15 protein-coding genes are annotated in these 18,673 nt (G+C 45.9%); 10 read left to right on the top strand and 5 right to left on the bottom strand.

The features are described from left to right. Window positions 1–49: 49 nt before the first annotated feature. Window positions 50–2,467, top strand: coding sequence for a YgiQ family radical SAM protein (locus AC5YB3_RS10360; protein ID WP_494527090.1), 2,418 nt, complete (start codon window positions 50–52; stop codon window positions 2,465–2,467). 405 nt (window positions 2,468–2,872) lie between these two features. After that, window positions 2,873–3,871, top strand: coding sequence for a gluconate operon transcriptional repressor GntR (gntR, locus tag AC5YB3_RS10355; protein ID WP_494527089.1), 999 nt, complete (start codon window positions 2,873–2,875; stop codon window positions 3,869–3,871). Window positions 3,872–3,931: 60 nt separating this feature from the next. On the opposite strand, the gene gntU is transcribed toward gntR, so the two are convergent. Then, on the bottom strand, window positions 3,932–5,275 hold the full coding sequence (gntU, locus tag AC5YB3_RS10350) for a gluconate transporter (protein WP_006083518.1): 1,344 nt from the start codon (window positions 5,273–5,275) through the stop codon (window positions 3,932–3,934). 85 nt (window positions 5,276–5,360) lie between these two features. Between gntU and AC5YB3_RS10345 the strand changes: the two genes are divergently transcribed. Continuing rightward, window positions 5,361–5,921 (top strand): gluconokinase, encoded by a 561-nt coding sequence (locus AC5YB3_RS10345; protein WP_494527088.1) that lies wholly within the window; start codon window positions 5,361–5,363, stop codon window positions 5,919–5,921. 460 nt (window positions 5,922–6,381) lie between these two features. Here AC5YB3_RS10345 and AC5YB3_RS10340 read toward each other — a convergent pair whose 3' ends face one another. The 4 genes from AC5YB3_RS10340 to speFL form a co-directional block, all read right to left on the bottom strand. Next, a complete protein-coding gene (locus AC5YB3_RS10340; protein ID WP_311906227.1) occupies window positions 6,382–7,536 on the bottom strand; it encodes a porin in 1,155 nt (384 codons plus the stop codon). A 118-nt stretch (window positions 7,537–7,654) separates the two neighbouring features. Beyond that, on the bottom strand, window positions 7,655–8,974 hold the full coding sequence (potE, locus tag AC5YB3_RS10335; protein WP_006084479.1) for a putrescine-ornithine antiporter: 1,320 nt from the start codon (window positions 8,972–8,974) through the stop codon (window positions 7,655–7,657). Window positions 8,975–9,060: 86 nt separating this feature from the next. Next, a complete protein-coding gene (speF, locus tag AC5YB3_RS10330; RefSeq protein ID WP_494527087.1) occupies window positions 9,061–11,223 on the bottom strand; it encodes an ornithine decarboxylase SpeF in 2,163 nt (720 codons plus the stop codon). A 321-nt stretch (window positions 11,224–11,544) separates the two neighbouring features. Further along, window positions 11,545–11,628 (bottom strand): leader peptide SpeFL, encoded by an 84-nt coding sequence (gene speFL / locus AC5YB3_RS10325; protein ID WP_224022194.1) that lies wholly within the window; start codon window positions 11,626–11,628, stop codon window positions 11,545–11,547. A gap of 503 nt (window positions 11,629–12,131) precedes the next feature. Between speFL and AC5YB3_RS10320 the strand changes: the two genes are divergently transcribed. The 7 genes from AC5YB3_RS10320 (at window position 12,132) to AC5YB3_RS10290 (ending at window position 18,550) form a co-directional block, all read left to right on the top strand. Beyond that, on the top strand, window positions 12,132–12,671 hold the full coding sequence (locus AC5YB3_RS10320; RefSeq protein ID WP_259214600.1) for a YbhB/YbcL family Raf kinase inhibitor-like protein: 540 nt from the start codon (window positions 12,132–12,134) through the stop codon (window positions 12,669–12,671). A gap of 24 nt (window positions 12,672–12,695) precedes the next feature. Beyond that, window positions 12,696–13,454 carry a helix-turn-helix transcriptional regulator gene (locus AC5YB3_RS10315; protein ID WP_006083510.1) on the top strand — a complete coding sequence of 253 codons (759 nt, stop codon included), beginning with the start codon at window positions 12,696–12,698 and terminating at the stop codon, window positions 13,452–13,454. A 49-nt stretch (window positions 13,455–13,503) separates the two neighbouring features. Further along, the gene (locus tag AC5YB3_RS10310) at window positions 13,504–13,854 is read left to right on the top strand and encodes a YkvA family protein (RefSeq protein WP_115336022.1); all 351 of its coding nucleotides are present in this window, start codon (window positions 13,504–13,506) and stop codon (window positions 13,852–13,854) included. Window positions 13,855–14,047: 193 nt separating this feature from the next. Continuing rightward, window positions 14,048–15,445, top strand: a complete 1,398-nt coding sequence (locus AC5YB3_RS10305) for a hypothetical protein (RefSeq protein WP_494527086.1) — start codon at window positions 14,048–14,050, stop codon at window positions 15,443–15,445. Between the two features lie 2 nt (window positions 15,446–15,447). After that, on the top strand, window positions 15,448–16,485 hold the full coding sequence (locus tag AC5YB3_RS10300) for an acyltransferase family protein (protein ID WP_494527085.1): 1,038 nt from the start codon (window positions 15,448–15,450) through the stop codon (window positions 16,483–16,485). A gap of 95 nt (window positions 16,486–16,580) precedes the next feature. Next, a complete protein-coding gene (locus AC5YB3_RS10295) occupies window positions 16,581–17,222 on the top strand; it encodes a hypothetical protein (protein WP_012090456.1) in 642 nt (213 codons plus the stop codon). Between the two features lie 191 nt (window positions 17,223–17,413). Next, window positions 17,414–18,550: a GGDEF domain-containing protein gene (locus AC5YB3_RS10290; RefSeq protein WP_494527084.1), complete on the top strand. Its 1,137-nt coding sequence runs from the start codon at window positions 17,414–17,416 to the stop codon at window positions 18,548–18,550. Window positions 18,551–18,673 lie beyond the last annotated feature (123 nt).

The following is an 18,673-nucleotide window of genomic DNA, read 5'->3' as shown; positions in this document are numbered from 1 at the left end:
AATTTTCAGTGGCGCCTTTATTTGACATTACGTTTTCGGGTCATAATCGATGCAAGTTGAATCCACACTCTTTAGTCATCCCAAGTATTGGGCTACAGGTGACAGCACTGCGCCTTTCTTACCTATGTCCCGCAAGGAGATGGATAAGCTTGGCTGGGATAGCTGTGACATTATCATAGTCACAGGCGACGCTTATGTGGATCACCCAAGCTTTGGCATGGCAGTGATCGGCCGTATGTTAGAGGCCCAAGGTTACCGAGTCGGCATTATTTCCCAGCCCGATTGGTCGAGCAAAGACGCCTTTATGCAATTGGGTCGTCCAAACCTGTTTTTTGGCGTCACCGCCGGCAACATGGATTCGATGATCAACCGTTACACTGCTGACCGTCGCTTACGTTCTGACGATGCTTATACCGCCGGCGATATTGGCGGTAAGCGCCCAGATCGCGCTGTGACTGTGTACACCCAGCGTTGTAAAGAAGCCTTTAAAGATGTGCCTGTGATCATTGGCGGTATTGAAGCCAGTTTGCGCCGCATCGCCCATTACGATTATTGGTCGGACAAAGTGCGTCGCAGTGTGATTTTCGATGCCAAGGCCGACATTCTGATGTATGGCAACGCCGAGCGTCCTTTAGTTGAAGTGGCACGCCGCTTAGCAGCAGGTGAACCCATTAGCTCGCTGCACGATGTGCGCGGCACTGCGGTTATCCGAAAAGAGCCGCTGCCCGAATGGCGCGGTATGGACTCGCGCAAGATTGACCAACTGCATAAGATAGAGCCGCTGCCGAATCCTTACGGCGCCGATGATGTGGGTTGTGCTAACTTGTCTGGCCCGTCGGATGTGAAGATATTCGATAACGAAGCCCCTAAGCCAATTAGCGTTCAGCCGCCTAAACCTAAGCCATGGGATAAAACCTATGTGCTGCTGCCCGCGTTTGAAAAAGTCTCTGAAGACAAATATTTATATGCCCATGCTTCACGGATTTTGCACCAAGAGCAAAATCCAGGTTGTGCCCGTGCGTTATTCCAACCCCATGGCGATCGCGCAGTTTGGGTGAATCCGCCCGCATGGCCGCTTAATACCGATGAGATGGATGCCGTATTCGATTTACCCTATCAGCGCATTCCTCATCCTATCTATGGCAAGGAAAAAATCCCTGCCTATGACATGATCAAGACTTCTATTAACATCATGCGCGGCTGCTTTGGTGGTTGTTCTTTCTGTTCGATTACCGAACATGAAGGCCGCATCATTCAGAGTCGCTCACAAGAGTCGATTGTTAAAGAAATCAAAGATATTCAGGAAAAAGTGCCAGGCTTTACTGGGGTAATTTCCGATTTAGGCGGCCCAACCGCCAACATGTATCGTTTAGGTTGTACTAGCGAAAAGGCCGAAAAAACCTGTCGCCGTCTTTCTTGTGTGTTCCCATCGATTTGCGGCCACTTAGGCACAGATCATAAACACACTATCGACTTGTACCGCGCGGCGCGTGTTGTACCAGGCATCAAGAAAGTATTGATCGCCTCTGGCGTGCGTTACGACTTGGCGATCGAAGATCCGGCTTATGTAAAAGAGTTAGTGCAGCACCATGTGGGCGGCTACTTAAAAATCGCCCCTGAGCATACCGAAGAAGGTCCGCTCAGCAAGATGATGAAACCCGGCATGGGCGCCTACGATAAGTTTAAAGAATTGTTCGACAAGTTTTCGAAGGAAGCGGGCAAAGAGCAGTTCTTGATCCCTTACTTTATTTCGGCGCATCCGGGCACGACCGACGAAGACATGGTGAACTTAGCGCTGTGGTTGAAGGAGCGTAAGTTCAAGCTCGACCAAGTACAGAACTTCTATCCGTCACCAATGGCGAATGCGACCACGATTTATCATACCGAGTTAAACTCGCTGAAAAACGTCAAGCACACCAGTGAAGTGGTATCAGTGCCGAAGAAAGGGCGTCAACGTCGCTTGCACAAAGCATTGCTGCGTTATCACGATCCTGCGGGTTGGCCATTGATCCGTGAAGGCTTAACCGCAATGGGGCGTGAAGACTTGATCGGCAATAGCCCACATCAATTAGTGCCGCCAGAAGGTCGAAATGAGCGCGGACCTAAATGGATGAAAGATGCCAACCAAGGCCAAAAAGCCTTTACTCGCTTCTCGGGTAATCAATTCGATGACCGCAAGGGCGATGGCAAATCTAAAGGTGCGGCTAAAGGCGGCGCGCAAGCTGGTGCTGAATCAAAACCGGCCGCTAAAGGTGGAAAACCTGCAGCGAATGGCGCTAAGCCAGTGGGAAGTAAACCAAGTGGCTCTAAACCTAGCGGAGCTCATTCGAGCCGTCCGGGAGCGAAAGCGCCCTTCGGCCAGTCTGGTTTTAAGGCAAGCGGTTCTCAGGCTAAAGCTGGAAGTCCATCAAAAAGTGGTGGTAAACCAGCAGGTAAGCCATCCCAAGGTCGCCAACAGGCTAAGTAATCACTTTTTTAGCCATCACAAATAATGTGCAAAGGCCGCTCCTGACATAAGTTTGGAGCGGCCTAGCTAGCAAGAGCGTCCCGCGATACTCTCCTTTCTTACAATCCTCTTTACTATCCTTTTTGATTTCGCCACAATTTTGCCAGTATGTTTACCTTAGCTCAGTCTGAAATAAGTTAATGCATATACGGGCTAGCACTTGAGCTTTTTGTTATCAGCCCCTCATCATCTTTACCGATAAATGCTTACAATGAGCGGCGCTGCGATAAAAGAGTCCTAACTGGTATCGCAGGGCGAACTATTATAAAATCTCGTCTGATGCTTATGTCTACTATTTGTTTATATTCGATATTTTAGCTATACATCTCACCCATACCCGCGGCTTGTTAACTAACATTAGATACTATGAATAAAAAGCGTAGACCCACTCTTCAAGACGTTGCCGATCAAGTTGGGATCACCAAAATGACGGTGAGCCGCTATTTAAAAAATCCAACAAGGGTGGCGCAAAGCACTCAAGAAAAGATAGCTATCGCGCTAGAAACCTTAGGTTATATACCTAATCGTGCGCCGGAAATTTTGGCGCAAGCGACCAGCCGCGCCATTGGTGTGTTAGTGCCGTCGTTAACCAACCAAGTGTTTGCCGAAGTGCTGCGCGGTATCGAGAATGTGGCCGGCAAACGCGGTTATCAAACCATGCTGGCTCACTACGGATATCAGGCCGAATTAGAAGAAGAGCGGGTGGCATCACTGCTCTCTTACAATATCGATGGCTTACTCTTGTCCGAAAGTTACCACACGCCGCGTACCGTGCGAATGATTGAAACGGCGGGCATTCCGGTCATTGAAATGATGGATAGTGTGTCGCCTTCAATTCAACAGTGTGTGGGGTTCGATAACACAGCTGCCGCATACGAAATGGTTAAAGCCATGATTGCACAAGGCTATCGCTACATTGCTTACTTAGGCGCGCGCATGGATATTCGCACTCAGCTTAAGATGCGAGGCTACGAGTTAGCGATGCAGGAAGCTAAGCTCACACCTTTGACGATGACCACCAATGAGGCTTCATCGTTTTCCTTGGGTGCGTCGTTATTACAGCAAACCTTAGCGAAATATCCCTATGTGGATAGCTTTTTCTGCACTAACGATGATTTGGCGGCGGGGGTGATATTTGAGTGTCAAAGACAAGGCATCAAGATCCCCGAACAAATAGGCGTTGCAGGGTTTCATGGCCATGATATTGGGCAATCCATGACGCCAAAATTGGCGAGCATTATTACCCCGAGAAAGGAGATCGGTCGAATTGCTGCCACTGAGTTATTAGACCGATTAAATGGCAAAGAGATAGCAGAATCGGTTATCGATCTGGGCTATCGTATTGATCTAGGGGAAACATTGTAGACTTCCCCTTGATCTTTCGCTTAACGGCTAATGCCTAATGTTTTTGATCACTGGCTAGCGTTAGAGAAACGCAGAGATGATGACTGCGACTATGCCACCCGTCGTGCCAATAATGGTTTCCATTACCGTCCAGGTTTGCAGCGTTTGTTTTTCTGACAATCCAAGAAAACGGTTAGCGAGCCAGAAGCCTGAGTCATTAACGTGCGAGAGCACAATCGAACCACCGCCAATGGCAATCGTAATCGCCGCCAATTGAGCACCATCTAAGTTTAGTGGTTCAAGTATCGGGATGATAAGGCCGCAAGCCGTTAACATGGCCACGGTTGCCGACCCTTGGATCACGCGCACCGAAGCCGACAAAATAAATGCCAGTATCACAATCGGTAATCCCGAACCTGCCAGCATATTCCCTAACGCATCGCCGACACCCGAATCAATCAGCACTTGTTTGAACACGCCGCCAGCACCGGTGACGAGAATAATGACCCCAGCAGGTTGGAGCGCACTGCTACAGATTTCCATGATGCGGTCATTGGGAATATTACGTCTCACGCCCAGCACATAGAATGCGATTAAACAGGCTAGCAGAATGGCGGTGAAGGGATGACCTATCAAGGCGAGCCAATTATGCAGATCGGATTTTTCATCAATAAAGCGCGACACAACGGTTTTTAAACCGATAAGCAGCAGTGGAAAAATCACAATACTGATTGATAGCGCGAATGAGGGGATAGGTCCACCTTCTCGTTCGCCTTTTTCTTGCTGTTCGTGGGCTGGTAGCTCAACATGGACTTTTTGCGAGATGAGACTGGCAAAGAGAGGGCCGCCAAGAATCATCGCAGGAATCGATGCCAGCAGACCGAAGACTATCATGTAGCCAAAGTCGGCATTGAGCTGGGAAGCGACCAAAATAGGCCCAGGTGCAGGAATAAGAAACGCCTGACAGGTGGCAATACCCGCGAGCAACGAAATACCAATTTTAACCACGCTACCGCCCCCTTTACGAACCACGGCAAAGGCGATGCCAATCAGCAGCACCACAGCAACGTCGAAGAAGAGGGGGAGCGCACAGATAAAACCAGTAAAGGTCATCGCCCAGTGGGCTTTGTCGTTACCAAATTTATTCAGCAGTGTATGGGCTATCTGATCGAGTGCGCCAGTTTCTTCCATGACGCGACCAAACATCGCCCCCAAAGCGACCACCACCGCCACAAAGCCCAGTGTTCCCCCCATACCTTGTTGAATAGTATTGGTGATATCGGCTGGGTTCATGCCAGAGAAAAGGCCGGCAATGATCGACACCAGTATCAGCGATACCACTGCATGTAATCTCACTTTCATCACTAAGAACAGTAGCAGGGCGATTGAACCCAGCGCTGTCAGAATCAATGACATATCGGACATAAGAGGACTTTTCCTTGTTAGTTAAGTTGTCCACATTTTTGTAGGTTACCGGTAACATGTTACCTGTAATATGATAGAGTGGGAAGTGACTAAATTCGAGAATTGGCATGAGGTTAACAAAGTGACTGTGAGAAAAAAAGGCAATAGCTATGTGTTCATGGGCGTCTCTAGTTGTGGCAAATCTTCGATTGGTGCTGCGGTCGCAAAGGCGTTAGAAACGAAATTTATCGATGGTGATGATCTGCATCCTAGAGCCAATATTATCAAGATGAAATCTGGCTCACCGCTTAACGATAGCGATCGCTCTCCTTGGCTTGAGCGCATCAACGATGCTGTGTATAGCATTGAACAAAAAGGTGAACAGGGGGTGATTGTCTGCTCTGCGCTGCGTCGTCAGTATCGTGACTTAATCCGTCAGAACAACAGTAAGCTGGTGTTTATTCATCTATATGGTGATTTTGAATTAGTCAAAGAACGCATGTTTGCCAGAAAAGCCCACTTTATGCCGATTGAGCTACTCAAGAGTCAGTTCGACACGCTGGAGATGCCTGCGACCGATGAAGCTGACGTTATCCAAGTGAGCATAGATGGCACTTTCGAAGAAGTCGTGCAGCGCTGTATTCAGGCGATAAATGGCGAAGTATAGACAAACGTCGGTTATTGGATCTTAACGCGAGGCTTGGCTGTTTTATCATGATGTTGCAGATTAGCCTTTGAAGCGAAGGGGTAGCTGAACGACAGTCGTCGGCATTAATAAGTGCCGCCGAAGGTCGAAGCAAATCTGGAGCTAGCCGCTCGACATTGAAAAAAAACCACTCCAGAAATTGACTTGGAGTGGCGTAGAGATAATGGTAAGCCTGCGGTACCATCCAATGAGTGTTACGGCGAGCGTTTGTAGACGAAACGTGCGCCGCACCTCAGCCTCAAATAAGCTCACGCATATGAGCGATGACGCGAGCTGCCTGTCCTGCAAAACATGGTTAATTGAACATGTGATTAAAACAGCCACTGAAGACTGTTACTTAAAATAGTCTCGCTATATATGACCAAGGAATGCCAAAGTTGAATGAGCGCTTTAGCCACCTTGGTTAATATCCCCTTGAGCCTTAAAAGAAGTAATTAATCCCGACTGCGAAGCTGTTGTCTTCCTGTGCTTCGAGTGCGGCATCATCCATATCACTGAAATCTAACTTCATTTCGGCAAACATCACAGTATCCTTGCTATAGCGATAGTGCAGTCCCAGCATGGCAAATTGGCGGGTCCAATTACCTTGGATGGGCGTAGTTGCATCTGTGTCTAAATCTAAATAACTGAGCACGACCATAGGCACAAAACCGTTGTCGAATTGATAGGCTGTCATCAACTCGGCACCAGTGGCGTCGTAGAGATCACCATTGACCAGTTCATTACTCTTACTTTGGTGAGCGTTAAAACCCACATAAAGACCGCTGGCTTCGCGTCCTTCGGCATAGTGGTAGTAGTCACCATACATGGCACCAATGCCGATGATTTCATTGGTTTCATCGACTTGGGTATTACCTAAGTGGCCTTCAAAATCACCGCGGTTAAAGCCTGCTAGTAGCTTGAATTTGTCGGTTGCCGCATAGGTGATGCTGGCGCCATAACTGCTGTCGAAACTCAGCTCAGAGTTACTCATCTCGCTGCCGTCATCATTTTTTAAGCTGACATCGCCATTGGTTTTGGCGGCATATTGCAAGGCGATTTGCACTGGGCCGACACTATTGCGGTAAATAAAGGCGGAGTCGGCACGGCCAGTGCCGGTGAGGCCGCCATCGCCAAAGGTGTAAGCACCAACGCTGTAACCGGCGAAAACGTTGGGTAAATCTGTGGTGCCGGCGACATCGTAATAGGCGCCCCATTGTTTACCAAAGCTCAAACTCCCCCAGACATCGTGGGACATGCCGACATAACCTAAGCGGTTATAGAGAAAATCATCGGTCTTTTCGGCGGCGAGTTTGCCTCCTTGCATCACTAGTCCATCGTCGCTGGAGACCATATTGATCCCCCATTCCGTGGTAGCAAAGGCGGTCCAGCCGTTTCTCTCACTGCGCTCGAAACTAAATCTGAGGCGCGAAGAATCGTCGATAACCGAGGTGTCGTGGCTGTCATTCAGGGCGGCAAACCCCAACCAACCGGTTAAATCTAATGTATTTTTTTGATCTTTATAAAGCTCAACCGCCTGACTGCTGGTGGCCGTTAATAGCATAGGTAACACTAAGGCGAGACAAGTCTTATTCATAAATCCCCCGATAATGAGCAAGTATTCTCCAGGGGATCATAGGCTTGGCCTATGATCCCTGAGTAACCGTTCTTTTAGATGGTGTAATTAATCGTTTTCGATAATGCGCTAGCCGGATTTAGGCTGGACGCGTATCGGCAACGGGTGCTTTGTTTGAGATCACGCCGAAGATAGTCCAACCGAAGAAGGTGGCCATGGCGCCAAGCATTACTGCGGTTTCGCCTGAGCTATACAGGGCATAGAAGCTATATAAGGCACCGATCACGGCAATCACGTTGGCAATACGGGCTTTATTAACTGGTACTTTTTGCTGTCTTTGCATTATGCCAAGGGCGGCCATCGATAGTATGTAAGGCACAATGTTGGTGACGACGGCGAGGTTAACGAGTGCTTCGAACTGTTTGCTCAGTGATGGGCTAATAGTCATCAGAGATAAAACGGTTTGAATACAAACGATAATGGTCATACCCCAAATTGGCGCATCGGCTTTACTGACTTTAGAGAAGATTTTAGGGAAGAATCCTTCATCTGCAGAGGCTTTAAACACTTGGGCAATAGTGAACTGCCAACCTAACAGCGAGCCAGTACAAGAGATAATGGCACAGGCCATCACGATTTTACCGACCACAGGGTTAAACATTTGCGCGAAGGCTAAACCGAAGGGCGCGTTTGACATGGCAAGTTCGGCGTTTGGCACAATACCGGCAATGACGTTAGTAGAGACGATATAAATTACTGCTGCACCTAAGGTACCGCCCATTACTGCGATAGGGACGTTTTTCTCTGGATTATCGACGGCTTCTGAGTTGGCACAGGCCGATTCTAAACCAAGGAATGCCCACAAAGTCATCGCGATAGAACCGCCTAACGCTTTGAAGAATGGCATATCATGCGGGTTCCATGCGCCTTTATAGAGGTCGATATCAAACCAGAACCAACCAATTAAAGACACGCCAATCACGGGCAGAATAATCCCCCACACAGTCACGCTACTTACGCGACCTGTGATACGGGCACCACCGAAGTTAGCAATGGTTGCCAGCCAAAGTACGCCAATGGTTGCAAGACAAATGGCCATAGGGCTTAGGTTTACATCGAGCAGCACGGCGGCATAACCCACGGCTGAGATCGCAATGGCGACGTTGGCGATGAGCAGCGAAACGGCATAGGTGTAGTTAGCCATAAAGTTGCCTGAGCGGCCGAAGGCATATTCGGCATAACCGCCCATACCACCGGATTTCTTACTGAACATACCGCACTTGGCAAAGGCGTAGGCGAGAGCAGTTGAGCCCGCCGCCGTGACTAACCAAGATAAAATCGAAATAGTACCGACTTGAGCTAATTGGGTTGGCAGCATAATAATGCCCGAACCCATCATGTTGACTATGGTGATAATAGTTAATTGGACGACGCCAATTTTATTTTCTGATTTACTCATACTAATAACCTAATGTAGGTGACTTATTATAGGGAGTATGAAATTGACTGCAGAGCGGGGTTAATAAACTCTACAGTCAGTCTTCATTATTTATTTAGTACATAGCCCATTGCTTGAATTTTGCCGTCAGGAGTGTTTTCGAGATAAACACCTTGTAGTTCTGGCGAGAATCCAGGTAATAAGTTGATACCTTCTTCGAGAGCTTGGAAATAACGTTGAACAGAGCCACCCCATATTTCACCTGGTACCATACATAGCACACCTGGTGGATAAGGAAGTGCGCCTTCTGCGGCAATTCTCCCCTCAATTTGTGATAGCGGGACTAATTCGACTTTGCCACGAATAAATTCTAGGTTTGCTTCCTGTGGATCCATGACTTTGGTTGGGAAATGCGCTTTACGGAACATTTCTTTCTGCAGTTGTTTTACGTCATGGCTGACATAAAGATTGTGCATTTCTTGGCAAAGTTGGCGGATGGTATAGTCTTGATAACGTGCTTTATTCGCGTTATAGACGTTAGGTAAAACTTCAGATAATGGCGCATCTTCATCGACTAATTTCTCGAATCGAGATATTTGCGAGACCAGATGTTGCATCTTGGCCATATCTTCCGCAGGCGTCATCAGGAATAAAATCGAATTTAAGTCGCACTTCTCAGGAATAATATTATTTTCCCGTAAGAAGTTAGCCAAAATAGTCGCTGGAATACCAAAGTCGGTATATTTACCGGTTTCTACATCTATGCCTGGTGTTGTTAATAGGAACTTACAAGGGTCAACGAAGTATTGGCCTTTGTCATAACCTTCGAATGAGTGCCATTTCTGACCGGGTTCGAATTCGAAGAAACGTAAGTCATCGGCCATTTGTTCAGTTTCATAATCTTGCCATAGGCGACCATCTATCATGGTTGGCACGAATGGTTTGATATATTTACACTTTTTCAGCAGTAGCTTACGTGCTTCGATGCCGGCTTTTACCGCTTCGCGCCACAGGTAACGACCACTCGCGCCTTCATGCATTTTCGCGTTCACATCTAGCGCCGCAAATAGAGGATAGAAGGGGCTGGTAGAGGCATGCATCATAAAGGCGTTATTGAAGCGTTTATGGTTGCAATATCTATCTTGTCCTTTGATATGTTTATCTTTTTTATGGATTTGCGATGTTTGCGAGAAGCCCGCCTGCTGTTTATGCACCGACTGAGTCACGATAATGCCAGGATCTTCAGCGGTCAGTTCGAGCAAGAGTGGCGAGCAGTCATTCATCATAGGGATGAACTGTTCGTAACCGACCCAAGCCGAGTCAAATAAGACGTAATCACACAGATGGCCAATTTTATCAATTACTTGGCGAGCATTGTAGATGGTGCCGTCATAGGTGCCGAGTTGGATTATCGCTAAACGGAAGGGGCGTTTTTCATCGGCTCTTTCTGGGGCGACTTCGCGAATTTGATCTCTTAAACAGGACTCTTGGAAGCAATGAGCGTCGATGCCACCAATAAATCCGAAGGGATTACGTGCGGTTTCTAAATAAACGGGTGTTGCACCAGCTTGGATTAACGCGCCATGGTGGTTTGATTTGTGGTTATTGCGGTCGAATAATACCAGGTCACCTTTAGCAAGCAGCGCATTGGTCGCCACTTTATTTGAAGATGAAGTCCCGTTAAGTACAAAGTAGGTTTTATCGGCATTAAAGACTTTGGCAGCATATTTCTGCGCTGCCAGTGGTGCGCCTTCATGGATCAGTAAATCACCCAGTTTCACGTCGGCATTACACATATCGGCGCGGAAAATCGTTTCGCCAAAAAAGTCGAAGAACTGACGACCCACAGGATGCTTACGGAAGAATTGTCCGCCTTGGTGACCTGGACAAGCAAAGGTGGAATTACCCATCTCAACGTACTTTTTCAGTGTGCCGAAGAAAGGAGGTAATAGCGCTTGCTCATATTTATCGACCGCAGTTTCAACCTGTTTTCCGTAGAAGTCAGTGTTATCGCCGCAGAGTTCAAATACCCCAGTAATAGATGAGCAAACATCGTCTGGGAAAGTTTCTTCGCAGCAAACTGAAACGAAAATCGGTAGTTTCAATCCGGTGTTTTTAATCTTTTCAACAATACCATTTCTAACATCATCAACAGAGACTACAGCCGCGCCCACATCGCAAAAATCTGTGGTTAATACATTGACGACTTCTCTGTCGATATCGAAACAAGATCTAACAGATAAGCTAGCGGCTACTTTTAATGATTTCATAGTTAATTTCCCTTTTACTTTTTAAAAAATAGATACAAGTGTGCCTATACCTAATTAAAAACATTAATGGCATAAAAATTAGATATAGCTATTCCGTGCGCAGGTTAGATGTGGTTATGCCAATGTCGCGAAATAAATAGAAGTTAAAATATATTTATTGGGCGTGCAAATAGCTTAGCCGCAGTAAAACTGCACTGATAAAAGAATGCTTTGATAGTGATGCAAGTTAATAAACCAAAAAAAGACAGTACATTAAGTGTTTGCAAAAATTAGAGCAATAGCACTTTAGACCTGTTCGTTGGCCTACTACCTGCGCTGAGATTAGCGGAGGAAGATAAAGGAGTGATCGAAATAGTCACGTTGACTAGGCATCATGATATGCCGCGTGCGCCGGATATGCGCCATGATTTTAGATTTCCTCTTCATATACGACTCCATTATGACTTAGAGAAAATAGTTAGGTTTTTATTACGGAATGAAGTTTATATGTGAGTTATAAATAAAATCATGACCTATGTCTTACTTTTTAATATTCAGTGCTTAAATTTAACTTATTTAATCAATATTAAACTGAGTCAATCATACTTAAGTATCTTTATCTAAATTATGAAAGTAAATATTGTCAGTGTTATTTAAATAATAATTTTTGCATAAAACATCTTATTCTTTTTCTCTAATTTTAATTAAAAGGCTGTAGTAATAAGCTTCTTGATTTATACCGCACGATGCACCTGCATGGTTATGCATAAATTCTCTTTACAAAATCACTTGCATGCTGAAAAATTGCAAAAATGACAGTTTTTTTCTCACATTTGAGCATTTTGGGCAGAAAGTTGCTGTTTTAGGGCAGATGTGATCTTTTGGATTGACGTAGATTAGTCAGGTCGAAACATCAATGGGAGATAGACATGAATAAATGGTGGCTAGGGGCGAGTTTAGTATTGGGCTTATTTGGACAGGCACATGCTATGACGTTAACGAGCAAAGATATGAGCGAGGGCAATAAACTCACATCGCAATTAGTATTTAATAGTTTCGGTTGCCAAGGTGAAAACATTTCGCCGCAACTGACTTGGACTGACATACCTGCGGGGACGAAAGCGTTTGCGGTGACGGCTTATGATCCTGATGCGCCAACGGGCAGCGGTTGGTGGCACTGGGCGGTATATAACTTACCCGTAGCGCAAACATCATTGGCGCAAGGCGCGGGCTCGCATGCTGATGCGCTGCCCAAAGGCGCTATTGCTTTGAAGAACGACTTCGGCACCACTGACTTTGGTGGCGCTTGTCCGCCCGAAGGTCATGGCGTACACAGGTATGAATTCACTGTGTGGGCATTGCCCAGTGCATTAGAGCTGCCAAAGGACGCTAGCCCTGCATTATTAGGTTTTATGCTCAGAGCACAAGCCTTAGGTAGCGCCAAGTTGACTGCGGTATATAACCGATAATCCATTGATAATTAGGCTGGTGTCATGATCCGTTTGTTTGAATATGATTCGAAGCAGGCACAATCTTTATCTCAAGTACCTGTGCACCAGCCGTCGATTATTCGGGTTATCCATGGGGAAAAGTCTTTACTCTGGCAAGATGAATCCGTTTTGGTGGGCCAAGGTCAGTTACTGTTAATTCCTGCGGGTTCGCATATCAGCTTTGTGAATCGGCCTTTTCTTGGACGCTATCGGGCGGTGCAGTTATTGCTTCCCCACGATTTACCCCAAGGCATTTTATCGAGCACGGCCGATTGGCGTGACCCTATGCCAGTCCAAAACGTATCGCGCGCGGTGGACTTAGCTTGGAATGCGTTATTACAGAGTTTGAGCTTGTCTCTGGCTGATTCTGTTCAGCTGCATTATCTGGCTGCGTTACTGCTCAGTTTGCCTGATAAACGCAGTGTGAACTGGTTGTATGGCCACACGCAACGCAGCGTGACTCAAGCGGCCTTGGCTTTGATGAGCGTGAGTCCTTCGGCGCCATGGCAGCAGGAGGAGATTGCCGACAAGTTACACATGAGCACGGCCAGCCTTAGGCGTAAATTGGCGTTAGAAGACACCAGTTTTAGGCAGTTGTTAGTCGAAGTCCGGCTGAGCCATGGTTTGGCCATGCTGCAAAACTCGGGCGAGCCATTACTACAAGTGGCCTTAGCCTGTGGTTATCAATCGGCGGAAAAGTTTTCCTTACGTTTTAAGCAACAATTTGGCCTGACCCCTGCGGCTTATCGTCGTACACTGTGAGGAGGAATAGATTGATACTCAAATAATCTCAAGCTGCAGGAGCGATATAATGGCGGATGAGCAATTTACCGACAGCGGATTTTGGAACAAGGTTAAACTCTTTAGCCGTCAGGCGGGCAGGGAAGTGATCGAGCGTGCCCTGTGGCTTTATTATGCGGCGCAGCAGCCGAATACGCCTAAATGGGCCAAGTCTGTCATCTTCGGTGCCTTGGCGTATTTTATTTCTCCCTTAGATGCGATCCCCGATCTCACATCTTTAGTGGGTTTTACCGATGACTTAGGTGCCCTTGCCGCAGCTTTGACTATGGTGACCTTATATATCGATGACGAAGTGAAATCCCTCGCGGCGGATAAACTGGCGCTCTGGTTTGGCGATAAACCGACGGAAACTAAGGTTTAAGCCTAATGGGCGCGACAAGACCTAAGTGATGCTAAATTGCGCTAAAAATATGATTTTATTAGGAGTCGTTGATTTGGTTTTTACTTAGATTTTCTGGGGTAAAAATATTTTTTTGCAAACGTTTCACTATTGCTTGATTGCGCTATATGCTAGCGCTGTTTTGTAAACCCCTTGTGTTTGTTTAGGCAGATAAATGAAAAATATTATGGTAGTGATCCTATGGCTTTTAGGTGTCTCTGCCGCTACCCCCGCGTTTGCCGATGAAGCCTCTCCGGAACAACTCGCCCGTCTTTACCTCGATTTTATGGCGCAGAATAGTCGCCAGAGCGAAGCTCTGTGGCCGGGTTTTCGCCTCGAAGATAAAGTGCACCTCTTTAGTTATGGCGGCAACGTTTGGCTACGTCAGCCTGGCGGTGAAATCATCCAAGATAACAGCGTCTTAGAGTCGGTTAACCTACAGTCTGGCTTGTCGATTAATTTCGGCTTCCCGCAATATCAAGGTCAGCCAGGGGTATTAATCCAACTCGAAGCGCCGAACATCCAATTCACTTCCGACACTAAGCCCACGGATTTAGCCTTTTTAATCTGGGCCAGTAATGGTCTGCATGAAGCTTTCCATTTTTATGCGCAATCCGAATGGCGAGTATTAGAAGAGGGCAGGCGTTACGAGGGCGAAGTGTTTCCGCTCAGCCTCGATGCCCGTTATTACCGTTTACAGTTGTTTGATGCCTTAATGGCGGCGCTGGCACAACCCGAGCAGCAGTCATTACACTTGAGCCATGCGGCCTATTGGTTGCAGCAATGGCGTCAAATTGCGCCAAACGAGGATAGAGTCGGTTACATCAACGACCTCGTCGAGGGCAGCGCTAAGTATGTGGAATTGGCCGCTGGCGCACGTATCTTAAGCCAAAATCAAACCTTACTCGGTTATCAGCAAATACTGACCCAATATGTGCACGACTATTACCAGCAGAGGAAAATGTTGGGTGGTTGGACGGCTGAGGCGGAAAACATCGGCGCCTTGGCGGGCATATTGTTGGATAGCACTCAAGATCCTTATGTGTGGAAAGAGTCCGTCATGTCGGGCATGTTACCGCTAGATTTACTGTTAAATCGCGTGAAACCAGTGCCGCCCGTAGAAAGAAAAGACAATAAACAGAAGAAGCCGTTACAGGAAATGCTGGTGTATTATCCCGCCACTCAAGCGAAATTGTCGCAGCTATTATTGAATGCGCAGGACGTTAGAGTACCGTTATTGGTGATGCCGAGCGTGAGCGATAGCAGTAGTTTTATTGATGTGGGTGATGTGCGGTCTGGTTTTTATGTTGTGCCGTACCAAGATGAAATGACGCAAGCCTATCTAGGGATGAGCGCGCAATTTAGTAACTTGTCAGTGAGTGGCAGTCCATTACTCGATGTTCCTGTACAAAATTATTGTGAGGGCATTGAGGCTGCAACTCTGTTACCTTTGGCATTCCCCTTTCAGCGTGAGGGTCAGTATCTGGTATTCAATGAAGCAGAAGTCCATGGAACTATTAGGGTTTCTGCGAGTGTTGTTGATGGAAGAACCCTCTACTGTGCGATGAATTAAGAATGAGAAAAAATCAGCTCGAATTTACCTACATGCGTGGCATTGCGATTATCTTTATCGTGCTTGGCCACAGTATTTACAACTCTGGAGAAGGTTTCCCGCTGCTGTTGGAAAACCTATTACGCGGTGGCACGGCTTTGTTTGTGTTTATCTCAGGGTACTTTTTCCATCGCATTTTTTATAAGGATTTCGACTACAGCAAGTTTATGAAGAACAAAGTACAGAACGTACTTTATCCTTTTTTAGTCGTCTCTTTGATCGGTTTATTATGTTTGTGTTTGCGCTGGATTTTTATGGAGCACCAGTCGCTCGATAAACTCTTGCTGAGTATTTTTTATACGGTACGTAACGGTTATATCCTGTATCCGCATTGGTATATTCCATTCATTATGGCGGTATTTTTATTCTCGCCGATATTTTTATGGTTTATCCGTTGCTCACAGCAGATGCGCTGGACGCTATTTGTACTGAGTTGTGTGGTGGCTATTCTGCTGCATAGACCCATAGGCAACGTCAATTTCATCCACTCAGTGGTGTATTTTATGCCTTTCTATTTGATTGGTATTTTATATTCGCAAGATGAACATATTGTGATGCGCTTTGGTTCTATCTTTACTGCCCTCGCGATGATTTTTTTAGTGGTGAGCTTAGTCGAGCAAACTTACATAGTGCAGCATATTGGTAACTACCATAAGGCTCCGTTTGAATATAACGGCATCGATTGGCAGTTTATTCAAAAACTCTGTTTATGTGTGTTAGTGCTGAATTTCTGCGAATGGTTGTCGGGGCGCAGTCGATTGCCTTGGTTAGTGGAAGTGGCTGAGATGAGTTTTGCGATTTTCTTTATTCATCCGCTGTTCGACATGATGTTTAACGCCACTGCGACCTTAATGCGTTACCGTTTACCGCCGGGTTCTTGGGTCACTAGCGTGCTCTTCTCTGCGGGGATTTTTATCTTCCTGATGATGGGCAGTATTATTACGGCTCGCTTTATCAAGAAGCGTCTCGGTAATCGTTCGCGTACTTATATCGGCTGGTAATCACTTGGCTTATCATCACTAACACTAGGGAAAATTCAGTTTGAATTTATTCCCTAGTGTTAGGGTGTTTTTCATCTAAAAAAATGGAGAACATGATGAAGCCCAGAATTGCCCTACAGAGTCTCGCGCTCGCCAGTTTGTCTTCGATTGCCTTACCATCCATAGCGGCTCAAGCTGAGCCCTTATCCACTGAGACCCAGAATGCTTTCTTCGCGCAAATTGCCGCCCATTGTGGCCAAGCTTTTGCGGGCAAAGTGGTTTCGGGTGACACTGCGGACTCTGCCTTTAGCGGTAAGTCTTTAATTATGCACGTGCGTGAATGCAGCGACACTGAGCTTAAGATCCCGTTCCATGTCGGTGATGACCATTCACGTACTTGGGTGCTGACTAAGACGCAGCAAGGACTTAAGTTGAAACACGACCATCGCCATCAAGATGGCAGCGAAGATGCTGTGACTATGTATGGCGGCGATACCATGAATGATGGGACAGTGCTGAAACAATCGTTCCCCATTGATCGAGAATCTATCGACAACTTCGTTAAGAATGGGCTCACTCAGTCGATCACGAATGTGTGGCACATGGAAATTACGCCAACAACGTTTAGCTATCAACTTACGCGCGAAAACCGCGATTTCAAAGTCGATTTTGATCTCACTCAAACCGTCGCATTACCGCCAAAACCTTGGGGGCATGATAGTTTAGCTGGGCCTATAATTGGGCTGATGTTGCTATAATCTGATGTATTTCACTTTATTCTATGTATTTTATTTGTGATTTGCTTTCAGCAGAAACCTTTGCTGAAAGCATGCTTTGACATTATCTATCTGAACCCTTGTCTTCATTGCGGAATTACTTCTTATCGTATGAGTATCGACTCTGATACTATTTCTATCTAAACCTAGACATGAACTTATCAGTCCAAAACATGATAGAACTCGATTCTCCAACGCTAATCATCGCACAAGCTATTGTTCAATGGCTGCTTGCAATATTACTGATGGCTGAGAGGGGAATGGATAAAGGGACAAAATACTGGGTTATTGCACTGTTTATCCACGGGATTGCTAATTTACTGCTGTTTTCTCGTCCTTATTTACCTCCCGTTATTGCGGTTATTTTTTATAATTTTTGCGTCACTACTGCGTTTTCATTCAGTTATCTGGCGTTTGCTCGCTTAGTGGGTAAACAAGCGCCGCTTTGGCTCGTTTTATTCCCCATATTCGTGATGATCCTGACTATGTCTATTTATATTGATGACATAGCCATGCGAGTTATTTTTGCAAGTATTATTACGGGTACTCAATTGATCTTAATGGCATTTATTTTAACGAGAGGCAATTGGTCTGGAAGTGAAAAGCTAAAGGGCTGGTTGATGTATTCTACTGGCTTATTCGGGGTAGGCTTTATCGTAAGAGCCTTATTTTGTTATGTAAAACCAGAATTATTTATTCATTTAGTCGCCAAAAGTTCTTTTCAGAGTGGATTAGTGATTGCTGGAATGATTTATATCATTTTCAGCACCGTTGTCATTCTGTTAGTTAGATTGGATAGATTAAACAAAGAGTTATCCACATTAGCTTCGCAGGATAGTTTGACGGGTTTATTTAACCGAAGGGCTTTTATGCATAATGCGACGTGTATCATCGCCAGTGAAAACTTTCCCGTTAGTGTGCTTATGTTAGATCTTGATAATTTTAAGAAAATTAATGACGTACACGGACATAATGTCGGCGATACTGTGCTTAAGCTTTGTGCTGATGCTTTGCAAGATGGACTAAAGCAATATGGCATTATTGGCCGTTTCGGTGGCGAAGAGTTCGCCGCCATTTTACCCAGAGCAGATAGCGAACAAGCATTAGTTGTATCCGAAAAACTTCGATTAGCTATTGAAACAATTAATGTAAATCCAGATATACGGTTATCAATTAGTATTGGTGTGGCGACGTCCAGTAGTGTTTCGAGTATTGAGCCTTTGCTTATTCGGGCCGATAAGGCTTTGTATGAGGCTAAATCTAAAGGTCGCAATCAGGTAATTCATGCAGATCTGTTAGCACTTAATTAGTTTTTTATTCAATGGCTTATTTATTCTGTTATTTCATGTATTCAGCCTTTATACGACCAAGTCACTTGGGAACAAGCTAAAAGTGCTTTCAAACATTGTTTACTTCTATCTTTAAATCATAAC

This window comes from Shewanella sp. 1311, assembly GCF_059338235.1.
The sequence above is the reverse complement of the archived record's forward strand: the minus strand, read 5'-3'. Positions and strand labels throughout refer to the sequence as shown.